We start from the raw sequence: 16884 nt of genomic DNA, 5'->3' as shown, positions 1-16884 counted from the left end.
TTTCCATCCGAGAAGGCGATCATTCCAAGTGAGCGACAGCGACCTCATCAAGCTCTACTCTGCCCGCATCCTTGGGCTGGCCGCGGAGATTCCGCATCTCGGTCGCCTGCCTGCGGCCCAAGGAACGGCCCGGCGCCGCTCGCCCCTCTGCGGGTCCACGGTGACGGTCGACGTGGTGGTCAAGGAGGGCCGCATCGCCGATTTCGCGCAGGACGTGAAAGCCTGCGCCTTGGGGCAAGCCTCGGCCGCCGTGCTGGGAAATGTCGCCATTGGCCGCACGCTGCCCGAGCTGACAGCCGCAAGAGACTCTCTCCGTGCGATGCTTAAGGAAGGCGGTCCGGTTCCCCCAGCCCCGTTCGACGCCTACGAGGTTCTTCTTCCCGCCCGCGACTACAAGAACCGGCACGCCTCGATCCTGCTGGCGCTGGAGGCGGCCTGCGAGGCGATGGAGGCTGCACAGGCCGCCGCATAGAAAAAAACCGCCGCACATCCAAAGGGATGGCGGCGGCAGTGGCGCGTCTGGAAACGGCGGACGGTGGGCCAGGCGAGGCGGACCGTCATCCTTGGGGGACAGAGCGCGGGGCAGAAACCTTAGGTTAGACCGGGCAGCGAAAGGACGGCGAACAGGATCACGAAAAGCGCGGCCAGCCCGATCATGTCCTCGACCGCACCCTTGGGTGTGTGGCTGAGCAGGGTCTTCATGGCGTCTTTCATTGTGTCCTCCATGATTGGTTGCCATATTGTTCTCATAATGCCGCAACGCTGTAAAGAACTTTTTAAGAACATTCGCGAACAGATCGGAACCCGGAAGTTTCAGCCGACACTTATCAGCCGCAGCGCGCGGTCCTGGTCCATCAGCCACAACAGCGCCCGTGCTGCGGTTCCCCTTGGGCCAGAAAGCTCAGGGTCGTCCAGAAGGAGCTTGCGCGCGTCGGTCTGCGCCAGAGCCATAAGGCCGGCCTGCCGCTCCAGATCTGCCACCCGAAACCGCGGCAGGCCGGACTGTGCCGTACCGATCAAGTCGCCGGCTCCACGCATGGCCAGGTCCTCCTCGGCGATGCGGAAGCCGTCCTCGGTGTCGCGGATCGTTGTCAGCCGCCGTCTCCCGGTCTCGTTCAGCGGCGGTTGATAGATCAGCAGGCAGGTCGAGGCCGCCTCGCCCCGCCCGACCCGACCCCGGAGCTGATGAAGCTGCGCCAGGCCGAAACTTTCTGCCTGCTCGATCACCATGATCGTCGCATTCGGTACGTTGACGCCGACTTCGATCACCGTCGTCGCCACAAGCACCGAGGTCTCACCCGCGACGAAGCGTGCCATTGCTGCGTCCTTTTCGGCAGGCGGCATCTGGCCATGCACCAGCCCCACGCGGTCGCCCAAGCCTGCACGCAGCGTGCGAAAGCGTTCCTCGGCACTGGCATAGTCGACGACTTCCGACTCTTCGACCAACGGACAGACCCAATAGGCCTGCCGCCCTTCAGCCACGGCCCTTCGCAGATGGTCCACCACTTCATCCAGCCTTTCGGCCGAGACCATCGCGGTTCGGATCGGTTTGCGGCCAGCCGGTTTCTCGTCCAGCACCGAGACATCCATATCGCCATGCGTCGCCAACGCCAGGCTGCGCGGAATGGGCGTCGCGGTCATCACCAGGACATCGACAGCCTCGCCCTTGGCGCCCAGCTCCATCCGTTGCGCCACGCCGAATCGGTGCTGTTCGTCCACGACTGCAAGGCGCAGATCCTTGAATTCGACATCCTTCTGGAAGACCGCATGGGTCCCGACAAGGATCGGGATGCGCCCCATGGCAAGGTCCTCCAACTTCATCGCCCGGTCCGCGCCACGATCACGGCCAGTCAGCAGTTCCAGCCGCACGCCCGCAGCACGGGCCAAGGGAGCCAGACCTTCAAAATGCTGGCGCGCGAGGATTTCGGTCGGCGCCATCATGACGCCTTGGCCACCGGCCTCGACAGCGGTGAGCAGGGCCTGGAAGGCGACCAGTGTTTTCCCGGCCCCCACATCGCCTTGCAGAAGGCGATTCATTCGCAGGGGCTGAGCCATGTCGGCAGCGATCTCGCGGACCGCGCGGATCTGGGCTGTAGTGGGGGCATAGGGCAGGCTTTCCAGCACCTTGTTGCGTAAAGTTCCAGTTCCTTCGGTGACCAACCCCTTGGAGCGCCGAAGCCGCGCGCGGGCGATAGAGAGGGTAAGCTGATGGGCAAAAAGCTCGTCATAAGCCAGTCGCAACCGCGACGGATGGGTGAATGCCAAACCCGCCGCGCCGGTCGGCCCATGCCCTGCATGCAGCGCCGAGGGCCAGTCGGGCCAGCCCTCACGGGCCAAGAGGGCGGGATCTATCCATTCAGCCAGCAACGGCAACCGGGTCAGTGCGGCCTGAGCCGCCTTTCCAACCACCCGCTGCGTAAGCCCGGCGGCAAGCGGGTAGACCGGCTCGTAGGCTGGAATCTCGCGTGCTTCCTCGACCCTCAGTACGTGGTCGGGGTGCACCATCTGGGCGATGCCGTCAAAAAGCTCGACCTTTCCCGAAACCAATCGCCGCTGGCCCGTCGGCAAAAGCTTGGCCAAGGCCTCGGCCCTGGCGTGGAAATAGACCAGCAAGAACTCGACCCGGGCGTCGCGGACATGCACCCGGTAGGGCCCACCCTTGCGGCGCGGCGGAACGTGTTGGCCAATATCGACCTCAACCGTCAGAGTAGCGGGCGGGACGACCTCGCGGATCGTCGTGCGCAGGGCGCGGTCCACACCGGAATGAGGCAGGAGGTAAAGGAGATCTTTGGGTCGCGTAACACCAAGGCTTTCAAAGGCTTTTGCTGCCTTCGGGCCGATGCCGGGAAGGGTTTCCAGCGCGGCAAAAAGCGGAAAAAGCGCCTCGGGCCGGCTCATGCGGCGCCAATCAGCTGCAGCCAGGCATCCTCGTCGATCATGCGGACCCCCAGGCGTTCGGCATCCTTGGCCTTCGAGCCGGCCCCGGGCCCTGCGACCAGCAGGTCCGTCTTCGCGCTGACGCTGCCCGCGACTTTTGCCCCCAAAGCCTCGGCCCGCGCCTTGGCCTCGGCGCGGGTCATCTTCTCCAGCGTGCCGGTGAATACGACAGTCAAGCCCGCCACGGGCGAGTCGACCCTTCCGCGCGCCTGCACCGGCTGCACCGTCAGCTGGGCGACCAGCGCATCGATTGCCTGGCGCTCTGCCGGATTCTGGAAGGCATCGACCAGGCTTTGCGCCATGACTTCACCCACGCCACTGATCGAATTGAGTTCTGCCCACTCCGGCGTGCCGGGGCTGGCGTGCGTGATTGCGGACTCGAAGGCGTCCCAGCTGGTGTAGTGGCGGGCGAGAAGGCTTGCCGCGACCTCGCCGACGTGGCGGATTCCCAGCGAGAAGATCAGCCGGTCAAGCTGGATTGTCCGGCGGGCTTCGATCGCGGTGAAAAGCTTGGCGGCGGAGGTGTCGCCGAAGCCCTCTCGATTTTTCAGCTTCTGCAAGGGGTTGGTGGCGTCTCTTGCGGCGAGAGTGAAAATTTCGGCGGGAGTACGGATCGGGAGAGCCGGGTCGTTGAAGAACATCTCCACTTGCTTGGCGCCCAGGCCTTCTATGTCGAAGGCCGCGCGAGAAACGAAGTGCTTCAGCCGTTCCACCGCCTGTGCCGGGCAGATCAGGCCGCCGGTGCAGCGGCGCACCGAGTCGCCCTCCTCGCGGTGGGCGGGACTGCCACATTCTGGACATTCCGATGGAAAAACATAGACTTGTGCGCCTTCCTTGCGACGAGAGAGGTCGACGTCTGCGACCTTGGGAATCACGTCCCCGGCGCGGTAGACCTGGACCAAGTCGCCGACACGAATGTCCTTGCCGCCGCGGATCGGCTGACCACGGCGATCGCGACCGGCGATGTAATCCTCGTTGTGAAGGGTCGCGTTCGAGACCACCACCCCGCCGACCGTGACCGGCCTCAGCCGCGCCACCGGAGAGAGTGCCCCGGTGCGGCCGACCTGGATGTCGATGCCCAGAAGCTCGGTCCAGGCAAGCTCAGCCGGAAACTTGTGCGCAATGGCCCAGCGGGGGGTCGAGGAGCGGAAGCCAAGCCGGGTTTGCAGGGCAAGGTCGTTCACCTTGTAGACCACCCCATCGATGTCGTAACCCAAAGTCGCACGCTGTGCCTCGATGTGGCGATAGTGAGCAAGCATTTCCCCAGGGCCGGAGCACCGGACGGTCAGGGGATTGGTCTGGAAGCCCATAGCGTCAAGGCGGCGGATCGCCTCGAACTGGGTTGGGGCCAGGGGATCGGAAAGCTCACCCCAGGAATAGGCGAAGAAACGCAGAGGCCGGGCCGCGGTAATGCGGGCGTCAAGCTGGCGGAGCGATCCGGCAGCGGCGTTGCGGGGGTTGGCGAAGGTCTTGTCGCCGCTGGCTGCCTGGCGGGCGTTCAGCGCGGCAAAGTCGGCGTGTGACATGTAGACCTCGCCCCGCACCTCCAGCACAGCAGGGGCGCCCGTCATGCGCTGCGGGATATCCGCGATGGTGCGGGCGTTTTCTGTGACGTTTTCGCCCACCTCGCCGTCGCCCCGGGTCGCGGCCTGGACCAGCACCCCGCCTTCATAGCGCAGAGACAGGGATAGCCCGTCGATCTTCGGCTCGGCGGTATAGTCCAGTATGCCGAGGTAACCCAGGAACTTGCGCACGCGTTCGTCGAAGTCCGTGACGTCTTCGGCGGCGAAGGCGTTCTCCAGCGACAGCATCCGCTGCCGGTGCGGCACCTTGCCAAAACCCTCGGCCACGGCGCCGCCCACCCGGTCAGATGGCGAATCGGGGCGCTTCAGCCCCGGAAACTGCGCCTCGATCGCGGCATTGCGCTGTTTCAGAGCGTCGTAGTCGGCATCCGAAATCTCGGGCGCGTCAAGCGTGTGATAGGCGGTGTTGGCGGCAGAAATCGCCTTCGCCAGACGCGAAAGTTCTTCGCGCGCTTCGGCCTCGGTCAGGAGATCGACCGCCTTCTCCACCATGCCCGCCCCCCAGATACTTCCGTGCAGAGGTTAGGCGGCGGGCCCGCCAAGGTAAAGATCAGGCGGTGGCGGCGAGCCGGGCCTGACCACCAACCGGATCGCGCAAGACATAGCCGCGGCCCCAGACGGTTTCGATGTAATTGTCGCCGCCCGTCGCCTCGGCCAGTTTCTTGCGAAGCTTGCAGATGAAGACGTCGATAATTTTCAATTCCGGCTCATCCATGCCGCCATAAAGATGGTTCAGGAACATCTCCTTGGTCAGCGTCGTTCCCTTGCGCAGAGACAGCAGTTCCAGCATCTGATATTCCTTGCCGGTCAGATGCACGGCCTTGCCGTCGACATCCACGGTCTTTGCATCCAGATTGACGGCCACGCGCCCGGTCTTGATGACCGATTGGCTGTGGCCCTTGGAGCGGCGGATGATAGCGTGGATGCGGGCCACCAGTTCTTCGCGATGGAACGGCTTGGTCAGGTAGTCGTCGGCACCGAAACCGAAGCCTTTCAGCTTGTTTTCCGTATCATCCGCGCCCGACAGGATCAGAATCGGCGTTTCCACCCGCGCCTGGCGCACCTGGCGGAGGACTTCATGCCCGCTCATGTCAGGCAGGTTCAGGTCCAGCAGGATCAGATCGTAATCGTAAAGTTTTGCCAGATCGATCCCGTCTTCGCCCATGTCGGTGCAATAGACGTTCAGGTTGGCGTGGGTCAGCATCAATTCGATGCTGCGCGAGGTGGTGGGGTCATCCTCAACAAGCAGAATCCGCATTCGTTAAATCTCCGCTCCGGTGGTTCATCGTTAACGACTTTGCCCGTCAATGGTTAACGTAAAGTTACTATGCCAGAGGGAGAGCGATAATCCATTTAAAGTTGTCGGTATTTCTGGATCGCTGTGACTTTCAGGCCGTCATCACCATGCTTCGCCACGGCCGTGCGCCAGAGGCTGAATTCTTCTTCGGACAAGGCATAGCGTTCCATCGCCTCCTTCTCGGATATCAGTCCATAGACCACGGCGCGGACCACCACGGCCTTGCGGCTGGCGACCCAGCGCCGGGTTTCCGCAGGCGGCAGGTCAGCCCGCGTAAGGATGCTGCCGTCTGGCAGAGTGACCTGCCTTGGCCCGTCGACACGCTTGAGAAACATGGCCGTTCCCTCGTTGGTTTGACGCAAGATGCGGGATCAGACTTAATCAATCCTGAAACTGGGGATTGAGAGTGCACAGCATTTTCATATATTCCCCATCATTCCCTGAACCCGGACAATGATCATGCCGCGCGACCTGGCCCTCAACTCGCTTGGGTTTCCCAAGCCCCCGTCCGAAACGCGGGTCGTCGTCGCCATGTCGGGCGGAGTCGACAGTTCGGTCGTGGCCGCGATGCTGGCCGAGGAAGGCTATGACGTCGTCGGCGTCACGCTGCAGCTTTACGACCACGGGGCGGCGCTTGCCAAGAAGGGGGCCTGCTGCGCGGGCCGCGACATCCACGACGCCCGCCGCGTGGCCGAGACGATGGGCTTTCCGCATTACGTGCTGGACTACGAGAACACCTTCCGCGAGGCGGTGATCGAGGAATTCGCCGATGCCTATCTGGCGGGCGCGACCCCGGTCCCCTGCATCCGCTGCAACGAGCGGGTGAAGTTCAAGGACCTTCTGGCGACAGCCAAGGACCTTGAAGCCGATTGCATGGCGACGGGCCACTACATCCAGCGCAAAGACGGGAAGCACGGGCCGGAACTGCATCAGGCTGCCGATCCCGCACGTGACCAGTCGTATTTCCTGTTCTCGACCACATCCGAACAGCTGTCCTACTTGCGTTTCCCCCTGGGTCATCTGGCCTCAAAGGCCGAAACCCGGGCGCTGGCGGCGAAGTATGGACTGCCGGTTGCCGACAAGCCGGACAGTCAGGACATCTGCTTTGTCCCGAACGGCGACTATGCCGCGGTGATCGAAAAGCTGCGCCCAGGGGCCGCCGATCCGGGAGAAATCGTGGACCTGGACGGCAATGTGCTGGGTCAGCACCGAGGTGTGATCCATTACACAATCGGCCAACGCAAGGGCTTGGGGATCGGGGGCCTGGGCGAGCCACTTTACGTCGTGAAGCTGGATCCGGCGGCGCGCCGCGTCATCGTCGGGCCTAAGGCTGCGCTGTCGACCCGGATCATCCCGGTGCGCGAGATCAACTGGCTGGGCGATTCCGCCTTCGATTCGCAGCCCGAGTGGCACTTGAAGGTCAAGGTCCGCTCGACCCGCCCTCCGCGCGAGGCGATCCTCCGCCCGACCGGACCCACCACCGCCGAGGTGGAGCTGCTGTCGCCCGAAGACGGGGTCAGCGCGGGTCAAGCCTGCGTCTTCTACGCCCCCGAAGGCAGCCGCATTTTTGGCGGCGGCTGGATCTGGAAAGGACCCGCGTCGTGAAACCCATCGTTCTAGCGGTGCTACTGACCCTGCCCTTGCCCGCCCTTGCCGAAAACCGCGACGAAAGGGTGGCTGCCGCCGCTGAATATATCGACCTGGCGCTGGACGGCTTCAACATGACCGCGATGATCGAGACGATGTACCAGCCGATCCTGCAACAGGTCGCCGCTGGCGGCCAAAGTCTGACTGACGACCAGGTTGCGCAGATCCGGCTGCTTTACCTTGATACCTTCACGGACCCCTTAACTACCTTGATGCGTGACCAGGCCGGGATCATGGCAGACATGATGACCCTGGCCGAGATCACGGCACTCCGCGATTTCTACGCGACGCCCGAGGGCAAATCGGTGATGGCAAAGCTTCCGCAGCTCACGGCGGCACAGCAGCCGGGGATCATCGCGCTGATCAACGATAACATGGAATCCCTGATGCCGCAGGTCCTGGGCATCATCAACGGTGAAGCGCCGCCAGCACCGACCGCGCAGCCCTGAGACCGGGTGGCTCGCCACCCTGCCCCAGCCGTGCCATTGTCACTGCCATTGCTGCCCGTTGCGCAGTGGGATCGGCAAGTACGGCATCCACGGCGGGGGCGATCTTCTCGGCACGGCAGTCCGGCCCGATGAACTCAGGCACCACACGGGTTTCGCTGACCAGGTTGACCAGAGTCACCGTGTCGATTAGCGCGGCCCGGCGCATGAGCCACAGGCTTAACGGGTGCATGTCATAGGCGATGACCATTGGGCACGAGTTCGCCGCCAGTTCGAGCGATACCGTGCCGGAGGCCGCAAGGGCCATGTCGGCGGCCGCAAACGCCCCGCGCTTGGCGGATGGCTCCTCGATGATCTGCGGCCGGGCCACCCAGCCTGCCGTCAGGTCCCGGACCAGCTCGGCTACGCCGTGCACCGTGGGAAGTGCGACGCGCAGGTCGGGGTGCCTGGATTTCAGCCGAGCGACAACCTCGCCGAAGACGGGCGCAAGGCGGGTGACTTCGGACCTGCGCGATCCGGGCAGCGCCAGCAGAAGCGGCCCGTCTCCGGCGAAGACCGCCCTTTCTGCCGCGCTTGCCAGGGGCTCGGCCACGACCGGATGACCAACGAAATCACAGGTCATGCCGACGGCGGTCATGTAGGGCGGCTCGAACGGAAGCAGCGCAAGCACATGGTCCACCACCTTTGCCATCTTCGCCGCCCGACCCGGTCGCCAGGCCCAGACCGAAGGCGCGACGTAGTGGATGGTGCGGAAATCAGGCCGCGCCGCCTTGACCAGCGTGGCCACCCGCAATCCGAAATCCGGCGAGTCGATGGTCACCAGGGCGTCAGCGCCAGAGGCGAGCGTCGCCTCCGCCGCCTCGCGGATGCGGCGCTTCAGGTGAAAATACTTCGGCAGAACTTCGGCGATGCCCATCACAGACAGATCTTCCATCGGGAAGAGACTCTCCATCCCCTCGGCCTGCATCAGCGGGCCGGCGATTCCTGCGAAGGTAACATCGGCCAAGGTCTTGAGCCCTGCCATCAACGCCGCCCCCAGCCGGTCGCCCGAAGGTTCGCCCGCGATGAGGAAGAGCTTCAGAGGACCGCTCATCGGTGGACTGCGTCCCCTCTTCGCTGCGCCAGCGCGCCCCGCGAAGAGCGCCGCGAAACAAGCGATGTGGCGTGACGGGTCATCCCCGCGCCCACAGATACAGGTCGAGTTCCCCGGCCAGTCGCTTCATTTCCGCCAGGTCGAGGCAGATCACCGAGCCGGCCTGGAACGCAAGGCCACCAAGCCCCGCCGCCGCGACCCCCCGCAGGGTCTGTGGGCCTATGGTCGGCAGATCGATCCGGCGGTCCTGGCCGGGCTTGGCTGCCTTGTAGAAGACCCCCCGCCCTCGCGCCGGGTCGGGGCGCAAACCACCGATCCCCGCGACTTGGGTCAGAAGCGCATCGGTGCCCGGAAGCGCCTCGACCCCCAGACAAAGCCCCTGGACCACCACGGCCCCCTGCCCCACGTCGACGGCCCCCAGCGCCATGACGATCTTGGCCGCCCGTGCGACATCGGCCTCATCCCGGGGGGTGATGGTCCCGGCCAGAACCCCTGCCGTGGGCAGTAGTGCCGGAGCCAGTTCCTCAACCCCGACAACGGAAAAGCCGAACTCTTCGAACAGCTCGATCACCACCCGCAGCGTGGCATCGTCACCGGCCGCCATTGCCTGCATCAGGCGCGGAAGGAGGCCCGCCGTGGCTTCGTCCAGAAGCGCCGGGTCCAGTTTTGGCCGCGTCACGGCACCGGCGAAGATCACCTGGCCGACGCCGTCGCGTTCCAGCGCGCGCAGGAAGGGGACCAACCGCTCGACCCGAAAGCGCAGGTCCACCGTCAGACCGTCTGGCGTGAACCCGTCCAGAGCTGCGACCAGCGGCGCGTCCGGCATCGCCGCCGCCAGCGCGACCGGCAAGCAACCGTGCCCGGCGATGATGGCAGTGCGCATGGACGTCACCGCCCACCCTGCGGGGTCAGGAAGCTACGGTCGGACTTCGAAAGGATGAAATCGGCAATCTCGCGGACAAGGGGGCTATCGCTTTCCTCGGCCAGCTTGCGCGCGCGGTCGAGAAAACTACCGTCCTCCTGTGCCAACGTCTGATAGGCTGCGCGCAGTGCGGTGATTTCGGCCCGGTCGACGCCCCGGCGCTTGAGGCCCACCAGGTTCAGCCCGTCCAGCTCGCCGCGCGGCGCCTGCACCAGACCATACGGGATCACATCGTTCGCCACCATCGTGACAGCGCCGATGATCGCACCCTGTCCGATACGCACCCACTGATGGACGCCGGAAAGCCCGCCGACAATCACGTCATCACCAAGCACGCAGTGACCGGCGATGGCGACGTGATTGACCAGGATCACCCGGTTGCCGATCTGCGCATCGTGTCCGACATGGGCGCCCGTCATGATCAGACAGTCGTCACCCACCCGTGTCACCCCGCCGCCCCCTTCGGTGCCGGTATTCAGAGTCGCAGCTTCACGGATACGGCACCGTCGGCCGACCACCAGCTGCGTCCGTTCTCCGTGATACTTCAGGTCCTGCGGCACCTCGCCCACTGTGGCAAAGGGGAAGATCACGCTGTCGTCACCGATCTCGGTCCAGCCGGTGACGACGGCATGGGATTTCAGCACCACGTTCGCGCCAAGCACCGCTTCAGGCCCAACATGACAGAACGGACCAATCTGGCAGCCCGCACCGACAACCGCTCCGGGCTCGACTACGGCAGAGCTGTGAATGCGCGCTGTGGGATGGATGCTCATGCCTTCGGCACGTCGAACATCGCCATGAACGTGGCCTCGCAGGCCAGTTCACCCTCAACGAAGGCGCGGCCCTCGAACTTCCAGACCCGACCACCCCCCCGCAGTGCCTTGACGTGCAGCTCCATCACGTCGCCCGGCACCACCTTGCGGCGGAACTTGACCCCGTCGACGCCCATGAAGAATACCTTGGCCTGCTTGTCCACCAGGTCCATCGACAGGCCGACCAGCACTCCGCTGGTCTGCGCCATCGCTTCGATGATCATCACGCCGGGGAAGATCGGCATGCCGGGGAAGTGCCCTTGAAACTGCGGCTCGTTCAAGGTGATGCACTTGATGCCGACGCAGGACTCGCCCACCACGATGTCGCGAACCTTGTCGATCAGAAGGAAAGGATAGCGGTGCGGGATGATGCGCTGGATCAGGTCCAGATCGGCGGTGGTCACTGCGCTTGCATCCATGTCGTCGTTCCTTCACGTCCCTCTGGCCCAAGGCCCTTGGGCCTGACTACCAAGTCGGACCGCCGCAGACAAGTTGCCGGGTGTCAGGGCCCGGCAGGCGGGTCGGTCGGCGCGTCAATCGGCGGGCCTGCCGGACGTTCGACCGGCAAGTCGGTTGGCGGCTTGGCCAGAGTTGCATTCAGCTTGGCGATGGCTTCGTCGGTGATGTCGATGGCCGAAAGCGCAACGATCACCAACCCCTTTTCGAGGATTGCAGTCGCCTTCCGTTCCCCCAAGAGCTCGCCCAGGATGGGACCGGCCAATTGCAGAAATTCCTTGCGCTCTGCGTCGCGCCTGGCGACCAGGGCCTGCGCCTTGGCATCCTGTTCTGCCCGGATGCGTTCGACTTTTTCATCGAATGCCGTGGCCCTTTCGGTGAACTCTTCCGGCGAAAGCGAGCCGCGCTGGTCTGTCAACGCCTGTTCTTCGGCGACGAGTTCCGCTTCGATCCGCTTGTTTTCCTGCTCGAGCGCGGCTGTTTCGCCCCGCTCTCTTTCGACTGCGGCGCGACCGAAATCGGATTCGACAAAGAACCGGTCCTGATCCAGCGTCAGGAGCGGAGCCGGTCCCTCTTGCGCCTGGCTGGTTGCGGCCAAGAGCACTAGCCCCGCGACCGCAAGACGCCAAGGTCCTGGGCGCATCGCTTTGCGCCATCCCGTCATCGTCAGAACCGAGTCGAAACCGTCAGATCGAAGGCCTGCTCCTTGTCAAAGTCTTCCTTCTTCACCGCGCGGCTGAAGTTGAAGCGCAAGGGACCGATGGGAGTGTTCCAGAAGACCGACACACCAATCGCTGCACGCGGGGTGAAGCTGTCATCCACAGCACCGCCACCGTCGTTGTCCAGACTCCAGACCGAGCCGACGTCGAAGAAGGCACCGCCGGTGATGCCGTATTCTTCGGGAAGGCCCAGGGGGAAATCGGCCTCGAACCGCGCGACGGCGAAAAAGTTGCCGCCAAGCGCTTCTTCCAGGCCGGCGCCGTCACGCGGCCCGATTCCGTTCGGTTCAAAGCCCCGGATCTTGCCATTGCCGAAGAAGCGGTCGGTCACACGGGTCGTGTTGTCCCCCAGCGAGCTGATCGCGCCTCCTTCGAAAACTGCGCGCAAGGTCACTTCCTCATTCATCACGCGGGTCTCGGCCAGGGCAAGTGCCGTGGTCTTGATGTATTCGGTATCGCCGCCAAGGCCCGCGAAGTCCTGACCGAACCGGAGCAGCACGCCGCCCTTGGGGTTAAGGCCGGTAATGCGGTTGTCATACTGATAGGTGTAGCCCAACGAAACGGTGCTGAGCGCGCCGCGCGCTGCTTCTTCGGTGATGATTGCCGAAGTACCGGTGTAGTTGTTCAGCCGGTCCTCGGACACGCCGATCCGCAGGTCGAGGGTCGACTGTTCACCAAGCGGGAAGCCGATTCCGGTGCTGAATCCGATATTGCGGGTGTCGTACAGAGAGAAGTCCGACTCGGACGTCCGGTAGAACCCACCTATGGTGAAGCTGAGGTCACGGCCCAGAAGCGCGGGCTCGGTGAAACTGAAGCTGGAATTCTGGTTGTCGGCCACAGTCGAGACCGACAAGGAAAGCCGCTGGCCGCGACCAAGGAAGTTCGTCTCGGTGAAGCCCACGTTGATCCCGGTGCCCGAGGCCACCGAATAGCTCAGGCCGAAGCTCAGTGACCCGGTCGGCTGTTCCTCGACATCGACGTTGACCACAACCTGGTCGGGGGCCGATCCCTGGTCGGCGTTGACTTGCGCATCGGCAAAGAAGCCAAGCGCCCGGATGCGTTCCGCGGCCTGACGGATTTCGCGCGGGTTGAAGGGGTCGCCTTCCACGGTGCGGAACTGACGCCGGATCACCTGGTCCAGCGTCGTCGTGTTGCCCTCGATGTCGATGCGTTCGACGAAGATCCGCTCGCCGCGGACGATGGCGAATTCGACATCCACAACCTGACCGGCGGGATTGCGGGTGATGCGCGGCTCGACCCGGACGAAGTTCAGGCCCTTCTTCAGGGCAAGCGTCTCCATCCGCGTGATGTTGTTGTCGATCAGAAGCGGGCTGTAGGTCTGGCCCGCCCGGATCTTCTGCACCGCCTGGAATTCGGCCGCATCCAGGCCCTCGACTTCCGAGACCGTGGTCACCTTTCCGATGTCATAGGCCACGCCTTCGCGCACAGTGAAGGTCACAAAGGTGGCGTCACGTTCGCGGCTGAGCTCGGCGCTGGCGTCCAGCACCTGAAAGTCGATGAAGCCGCGCGACAGGTAGAAGTCGGTCAGGACCTTCTTGTCCAGTTCCAGACGCTCGGCGACATAGGTATCGCGCTGGATCAGGTTGCGCAGGAAACCCGCCTGCTTCGTCTCAAGCACCTGACGCAAGCGGCGGTCGGTGAAGGCCTTGTTGCCGGTGAACGAGATGCGTTCGTTCTCGACGACCCGGCCTTCAGCGATCTCGAACACCAGGTCGACGCGGTTGTTGCTGCGGCGAATGATCTTCGGGGTGACAGACGCGGCCAGTCGGCCCGAGACGCGGTAGGCCTCGGCGATGGCTGCGGCATCGGACTCGGCCTGGCTTGGCGAATAGATCCTGCGCGGCTGCGACTGGATCAGTTCGGCAAGACGCTCATCCTTGAGCCGCTTGTTGCCCTCGATGCTGATGACGTTGACAATCGGGTATTCCACGACCCGGATCACCAGGGTCGAGCCCTGCGGCACCATTTCCACGGTCTCGAACAGGCCCGAGTTCAGGATGCGCTGATAGGCGTCGTTCAGCCCCCCGGCCGACACCTCTTCACCACGGCTGATTCCGGCGTAGTTCAGGATGGTCGCCGCATCGACACGCTCGTTGCCTTCGATGGCCACGTTCGAAAACGAAAAGACCTGCGCAAAGGCCGGGCTGAGGAAGGGTGCCGAAGCCGTTGCCGCACCGAGGAAAACCGCCGTTGCAAGCAGACGCGCCCTAGACGTGGCCCTGAACGACCGCCCTGTGGCCGTGCTTTGGGTCATCCGCATTTTGCATCCTCGCCGCAATTTTCTGTTTCCGGATAGCTACCGACAAAGCCAAGCTTTGTCAAAAGCCTGCGGTCACTGTGGATAACTTTGCAAGATGTTGTGGCTTCAGGCAATCAGACGCTGGGTAAGGTTTACCCTTCCCAGACAGCCCGCCCAGACCCGTCAGACGCAAAGCAGATCGCGACTAAGACCGAAAAGCATGATGGTCAGCACCAGGCTGAGGCCAACGGTCGTAAGAATCCGCAACGCGCGGTCCGATGGCGACTTCCCGGTCACTGCCTCGTAGGCGTGGAAGACCAGGTGGCCGCCGTCCAGCACCGGAATCGGGAACAGGTTCAGCAGCCCAACCCCGAAGGACAGGATCGCCAGCATACCGATAAAGCTTTCAAGGCCGTTCCGTGCCGCATCGCCCGCAGTTTCGGCCATGCCGATCGCGCCAGACAGGTTGCAGCTGGAAATTGCGCCCTGGATCATGTGCGACAGGCCCGAGAAGGTGGTGGTCGTCATCAGCCACATGCTGCTGGCCGCACCCGTTGCCGCCTCCCAGGGGCCAATGCTGCGCACGGCAGGTTCGAAGAACATGCCGGAGTAGAGCCCCAGAAGATAGCGTTCGGTGAAGCCGCCGTTGCCGTCGTCGACTGTGCGGATCCGTGGGGCAAGCGAGACTTCGAAGCTTTCGCCGGCGCGCCAGACAGTCAGTGTGACGGGCTGGCCCTTGCTGGCACCCACGATTTCGGGCAGCTGGTCGAAGAACCGCACATCCTGACCGCCTGCCTTCAGGATGATGTCTCCCTCCTGGATACCAGCGTCCATCGCGGCCGAGCGGATCTGAACTTCGCCCACAACGGCGGCCAATGGATGCGGTCCATTGACCGTCAGCTCCTGGTCACCGCGACGCACCGTATAGGCCAGGATGCCCTGACCCTTAAGCCCCTCGGTAACAGTGCGGAAAGCTTCCCAATCCGCTGTTGCCTGCCCCTCAACCGAAAGAATCACGTCGCCGGGCTGCAGCGTCGGGCCCTCGAAAGGAAAGGCGCGCAGGCTACCGACCGCAGGCTCTTCCCGTGGGGCACCAAGGGCCAGAGCCAGCCCGACCAGCAGAAAGAACGTCAGGATGAAGTTGAAGACCGGGCCGGCAGCCACGGTCGCAGAGCGCGCCCACAAGGGTGCCCCGGCCATCGTGTGCCGACGCTCTTCTCCGGTCATCCCCGACACATCGCCTTGCCGGACCGAGCTTGCGTCGGCATCGCCAAGGAACTTCACGTAGCCGCCGAACGGGATCGCCGCGAACTGCCAGCGGGTGCCGCGCTTGTCGGTGCGGCTGAACAGAACAGGACCGAAGCCCACCGAAAAGACCTCGGAGTGGATGCCCGACCATCGACCTACGATGTAGTGGCCGTATTCATGGACGAAGACGATCACCGAAAGCGCGATCACGAAGAACACCACCGTCCACGCAGTGCCGCCTAGCGCTGCCACAATCGCTTCCATCACCGCTCTCCTGCCTGCCGGCGGGCGATTGCGTCCGCCCGTTCGTTTGCCCGTATCCGTGCCAGATGGTCCACGGCCTGCACATCCTCAAGGGTCATGGCGTCATTTTCGTGGCCAAGTTCGCCATCCAGCGTGGCAAGAGTCTCTTCGACAAGGCCCGCCATCTGCATGAAGCCGATGCCGCCGGCCAGGAAATGGTCCAGCGCCACCTCCTTCGCCGCGTTGAAGGCTGCACCCGCCAGCCCGCGCCGCGCCATGACAGAGCGTGCAAGCCGCAGCGCCGGATACCGTGCGAGGTCCGGTGCCCGGAAGGTCATCTGCCCGACTTGAGCCAGATCCAAACGCGCAACTGGCAGATATGAGCGATCCGGCCAGTTCAGCGCATAGCCGATGGAATGGCGCATGTCCGGCGCACCCATATGCGCCATGATCGCCCCGTCGCGGTATCCGACCATCGAATGGATCAGGGATTCGGGATGGATGATCACCTCGATCTGGTCAGGATCGACCCCGAAGAACTCACGCGTTTCAATCACTTCCAGCGCCTTGTTGAACATGCTGGCCGAATCGATGGTGATCCGCTGCCCCATCGCCCAGTTCGGATGCGCCAGCGCCTCTTTGACCGTGGCCCGCGCAAGCGCCTCCAGCGGCCAGTCGCGCAGTGCGCCACCACTTGCCGTCAGGATGATCCGCTCGACCGCAGCGATATCCTCGCCCACCAGCGCCTGAAATATCGCCGAATGTTCGCTGTCGACGGGAAGGATTCGCGCCTTGTGCCGTTCAGCTTCGGCCAACAGCAGAGGGCCCGCCGTAACCAGACTTTCCTTATTCGCCAACGCCAATGTTGCCCCGTGCCGCAGGGCCCTGAAGCCCGGCTCCAGGCCCGCTGCGCCGACGATCGCACTCATCACCCAATCGGCGGGACGCTCGGCCGCCTCGATGATGGCCGAAGTGCCCGCCGCCGCCTCGACACCCGAGCCCGCCAGTCGTTCCCGCAGGTCCGCCAGGCCCGACGGATCGGCGCAGACCGCAATCTCTGCCCGAAGGTCACGCGCCATGTCAGCCAGCCTGGCGATGTTCCGGCCCCCGGTCAGGGCGACGATGCGGTGTGTCTTGGCGCCGCCGGCACGCAGCAGAAGGTCCACGGTCTGCTCACCGATAGACCCGGTCGCCCCGAAGATCGACAGACTGCGCACCCTC

16 protein-coding genes are annotated in these 16884 nt (G+C 64.0%); 3 read left to right on the top strand and 13 right to left on the bottom strand.

Annotated elements, in window-relative coordinates; genetic code table 11:
* The first annotated feature begins 28 nt into the window (after window positions 1-28).
* Complete coding sequence (locus Q8M85_RS14455; RefSeq protein WP_305545840.1) at window positions 29-472, top strand: iron-sulfur cluster assembly scaffold protein; 444 nt, start codon at window positions 29-31, stop codon at window positions 470-472.
* Between the two features lie 119 nt (window positions 473-591).
* Here Q8M85_RS14455 and Q8M85_RS14450 read toward each other — a convergent pair whose 3' ends face one another.
* The 5 genes from Q8M85_RS14450 to Q8M85_RS14430 all read right to left on the bottom strand — a co-directional run bounded on the left by Q8M85_RS14450 (window position 592) and on the right by Q8M85_RS14430 (window position 6152).
* Window positions 592-714, bottom strand: a complete 123-nt coding sequence (locus Q8M85_RS14450; protein ID WP_305545839.1) for a hypothetical protein — start codon at window positions 712-714, stop codon at window positions 592-594.
* A 99-nt stretch (window positions 715-813) separates the two neighbouring features.
* Window positions 814-2898 (bottom strand): ATP-dependent DNA helicase RecG, encoded by a 2085-nt coding sequence (recG, locus tag Q8M85_RS14445; protein ID WP_305545838.1) that lies wholly within the window; start codon window positions 2896-2898, stop codon window positions 814-816.
* The gene (gene ligA, locus Q8M85_RS14440) at window positions 2895-5012 is read right to left on the bottom strand and encodes an NAD-dependent DNA ligase LigA (RefSeq protein ID WP_305545837.1); all 2118 of its coding nucleotides are present in this window, start codon (window positions 5010-5012) and stop codon (window positions 2895-2897) included. Before ligA ends, recG begins: the two co-directional genes overlap by 4 nt.
* Window positions 5013-5070: 58 nt before the next feature.
* Window positions 5071-5778, bottom strand: a complete 708-nt coding sequence (gene ctrA / locus Q8M85_RS14435; protein WP_305545835.1) for a response regulator transcription factor CtrA — start codon at window positions 5776-5778, stop codon at window positions 5071-5073.
* Between the two features lie 95 nt (window positions 5779-5873).
* Complete coding sequence (locus Q8M85_RS14430) at window positions 5874-6152, bottom strand: DUF1153 domain-containing protein (protein ID WP_305545833.1); 279 nt, start codon at window positions 6150-6152, stop codon at window positions 5874-5876.
* 124 nt (window positions 6153-6276) lie between these two features.
* Here Q8M85_RS14430 and mnmA point away from each other — a divergent pair, with 124 nt between their 5' ends.
* A complete protein-coding gene (gene mnmA / locus Q8M85_RS14425; protein WP_305545831.1) occupies window positions 6277-7422 on the top strand; it encodes a tRNA 2-thiouridine(34) synthase MnmA in 1146 nt (381 codons plus the stop codon).
* Window positions 7419-7913: a DUF2059 domain-containing protein gene (locus Q8M85_RS14420; protein ID WP_305545829.1), complete on the top strand. Its 495-nt coding sequence runs from the start codon at window positions 7419-7421 to the stop codon at window positions 7911-7913. The genes mnmA and Q8M85_RS14420 overlap by 4 nt, the downstream gene beginning before the upstream one ends.
* Here Q8M85_RS14420 and lpxB read toward each other — a convergent pair.
* The 8 genes from lpxB to dxr form a co-directional block, all read right to left on the bottom strand.
* Window positions 7873-8991, bottom strand: coding sequence for a lipid-A-disaccharide synthase (gene lpxB / locus Q8M85_RS14415; RefSeq protein WP_305546050.1), 1119 nt, complete (start codon window positions 8989-8991; stop codon window positions 7873-7875). The two genes, Q8M85_RS14420 and lpxB, sit on opposite strands and share 41 nt — an antisense overlap.
* A gap of 91 nt (window positions 8992-9082) precedes the next feature.
* Window positions 9083-9895 (bottom strand): LpxI family protein, encoded by an 813-nt coding sequence (locus tag Q8M85_RS14410; RefSeq protein WP_305545827.1) that lies wholly within the window; start codon window positions 9893-9895, stop codon window positions 9083-9085.
* Entirely contained in the window at window positions 9892-10698 is an 807-nt protein-coding gene (gene lpxA / locus Q8M85_RS14405; protein ID WP_305545825.1) for an acyl-ACP--UDP-N-acetylglucosamine O-acyltransferase, read from the bottom strand. The genes Q8M85_RS14410 and lpxA overlap by 4 nt, the downstream gene beginning before the upstream one ends.
* Window positions 10695-11156 carry a 3-hydroxyacyl-ACP dehydratase FabZ gene (gene fabZ / locus Q8M85_RS14400; RefSeq protein ID WP_305545823.1) on the bottom strand — a complete coding sequence of 154 codons (462 nt, stop codon included), beginning with the start codon at window positions 11154-11156 and terminating at the stop codon, window positions 10695-10697. The genes lpxA and fabZ overlap by 4 nt, the downstream gene beginning before the upstream one ends.
* An 83-nt stretch (window positions 11157-11239) precedes the next feature.
* On the bottom strand, window positions 11240-11836 hold the full coding sequence (locus Q8M85_RS14395) for an OmpH family outer membrane protein (protein ID WP_305545821.1): 597 nt from the start codon (window positions 11834-11836) through the stop codon (window positions 11240-11242).
* Between the two features lie 23 nt (window positions 11837-11859).
* Entirely contained in the window at window positions 11860-14187 is a 2328-nt protein-coding gene (gene bamA, locus Q8M85_RS14390) for an outer membrane protein assembly factor BamA (RefSeq protein WP_305545819.1), read from the bottom strand.
* Between the two features lie 168 nt (window positions 14188-14355).
* On the bottom strand, window positions 14356-15684 hold the full coding sequence (gene rseP / locus Q8M85_RS14385; protein ID WP_305545817.1) for an RIP metalloprotease RseP: 1329 nt from the start codon (window positions 15682-15684) through the stop codon (window positions 14356-14358).
* On the bottom strand, window positions 15684-16880 hold the full coding sequence (gene dxr / locus Q8M85_RS14380) for a 1-deoxy-D-xylulose-5-phosphate reductoisomerase (protein ID WP_305545815.1): 1197 nt from the start codon (window positions 16878-16880) through the stop codon (window positions 15684-15686). Before dxr ends, rseP begins: the two co-directional genes overlap by 1 nt.
* Window positions 16881-16884: the final 4 nt, after the last annotated feature.

The organism is Tabrizicola sp., from assembly GCF_030694085.1.
GTDB lineage: Bacteria > Pseudomonadota > Alphaproteobacteria > Rhodobacterales > Rhodobacteraceae > Tabrizicola.
The sequence above is the reverse complement of the archived record's forward strand: the minus strand, read 5'-3'. Positions and strand labels throughout refer to the sequence as shown.

What these genes read in the sequence shown, in the direction of transcription:
- lpxA (WP_305545825.1), bottom strand. Translation starts at nt 10,698, where the DNA reads ATGAGCATCCATCCCACAGCGCGCATTCACAGCTCTGCCGTAGTCGAG.
- mnmA (WP_305545831.1), top strand. Translation starts at nt 6,277, where the DNA reads ATGCCGCGCGACCTGGCCCTCAACTCGCTTGGGTTTCCCAAGCCCCCG.
- bamA (WP_305545819.1), bottom strand. Translation starts at nt 14,187, where the DNA reads ATGACCCAAAGCACGGCCACAGGGCGGTCGTTCAGGGCCACGTCTAGG.
- Q8M85_RS14395 (WP_305545821.1), bottom strand. Translation starts at nt 11,836, where the DNA reads ATGCGCCCAGGACCTTGGCGTCTTGCGGTCGCGGGGCTAGTGCTCTTG.
- ctrA (WP_305545835.1), bottom strand. Translation starts at nt 5,778, where the DNA reads ATGCGGATTCTGCTTGTTGAGGATGACCCCACCACCTCGCGCAGCATC.
- Q8M85_RS14450 (WP_305545839.1), bottom strand. Translation starts at nt 714, where the DNA reads ATGAAAGACGCCATGAAGACCCTGCTCAGCCACACACCCAAGGGTGCG.
- rseP (WP_305545817.1), bottom strand. Translation starts at nt 15,684, where the DNA reads ATGGAAGCGATTGTGGCAGCGCTAGGCGGCACTGCGTGGACGGTGGTG.
- Q8M85_RS14430 (WP_305545833.1), bottom strand. Translation starts at nt 6,152, where the DNA reads ATGTTTCTCAAGCGTGTCGACGGGCCAAGGCAGGTCACTCTGCCAGAC.
- fabZ (WP_305545823.1), bottom strand. Translation starts at nt 11,156, where the DNA reads ATGGATGCAAGCGCAGTGACCACCGCCGATCTGGACCTGATCCAGCGC.
- ligA (WP_305545837.1), bottom strand. Translation starts at nt 5,012, where the DNA reads ATGGTGGAGAAGGCGGTCGATCTCCTGACCGAGGCCGAAGCGCGCGAA.
- recG (WP_305545838.1), bottom strand. Translation starts at nt 2,898, where the DNA reads ATGAGCCGGCCCGAGGCGCTTTTTCCGCTTTTTGCCGCGCTGGAAACC.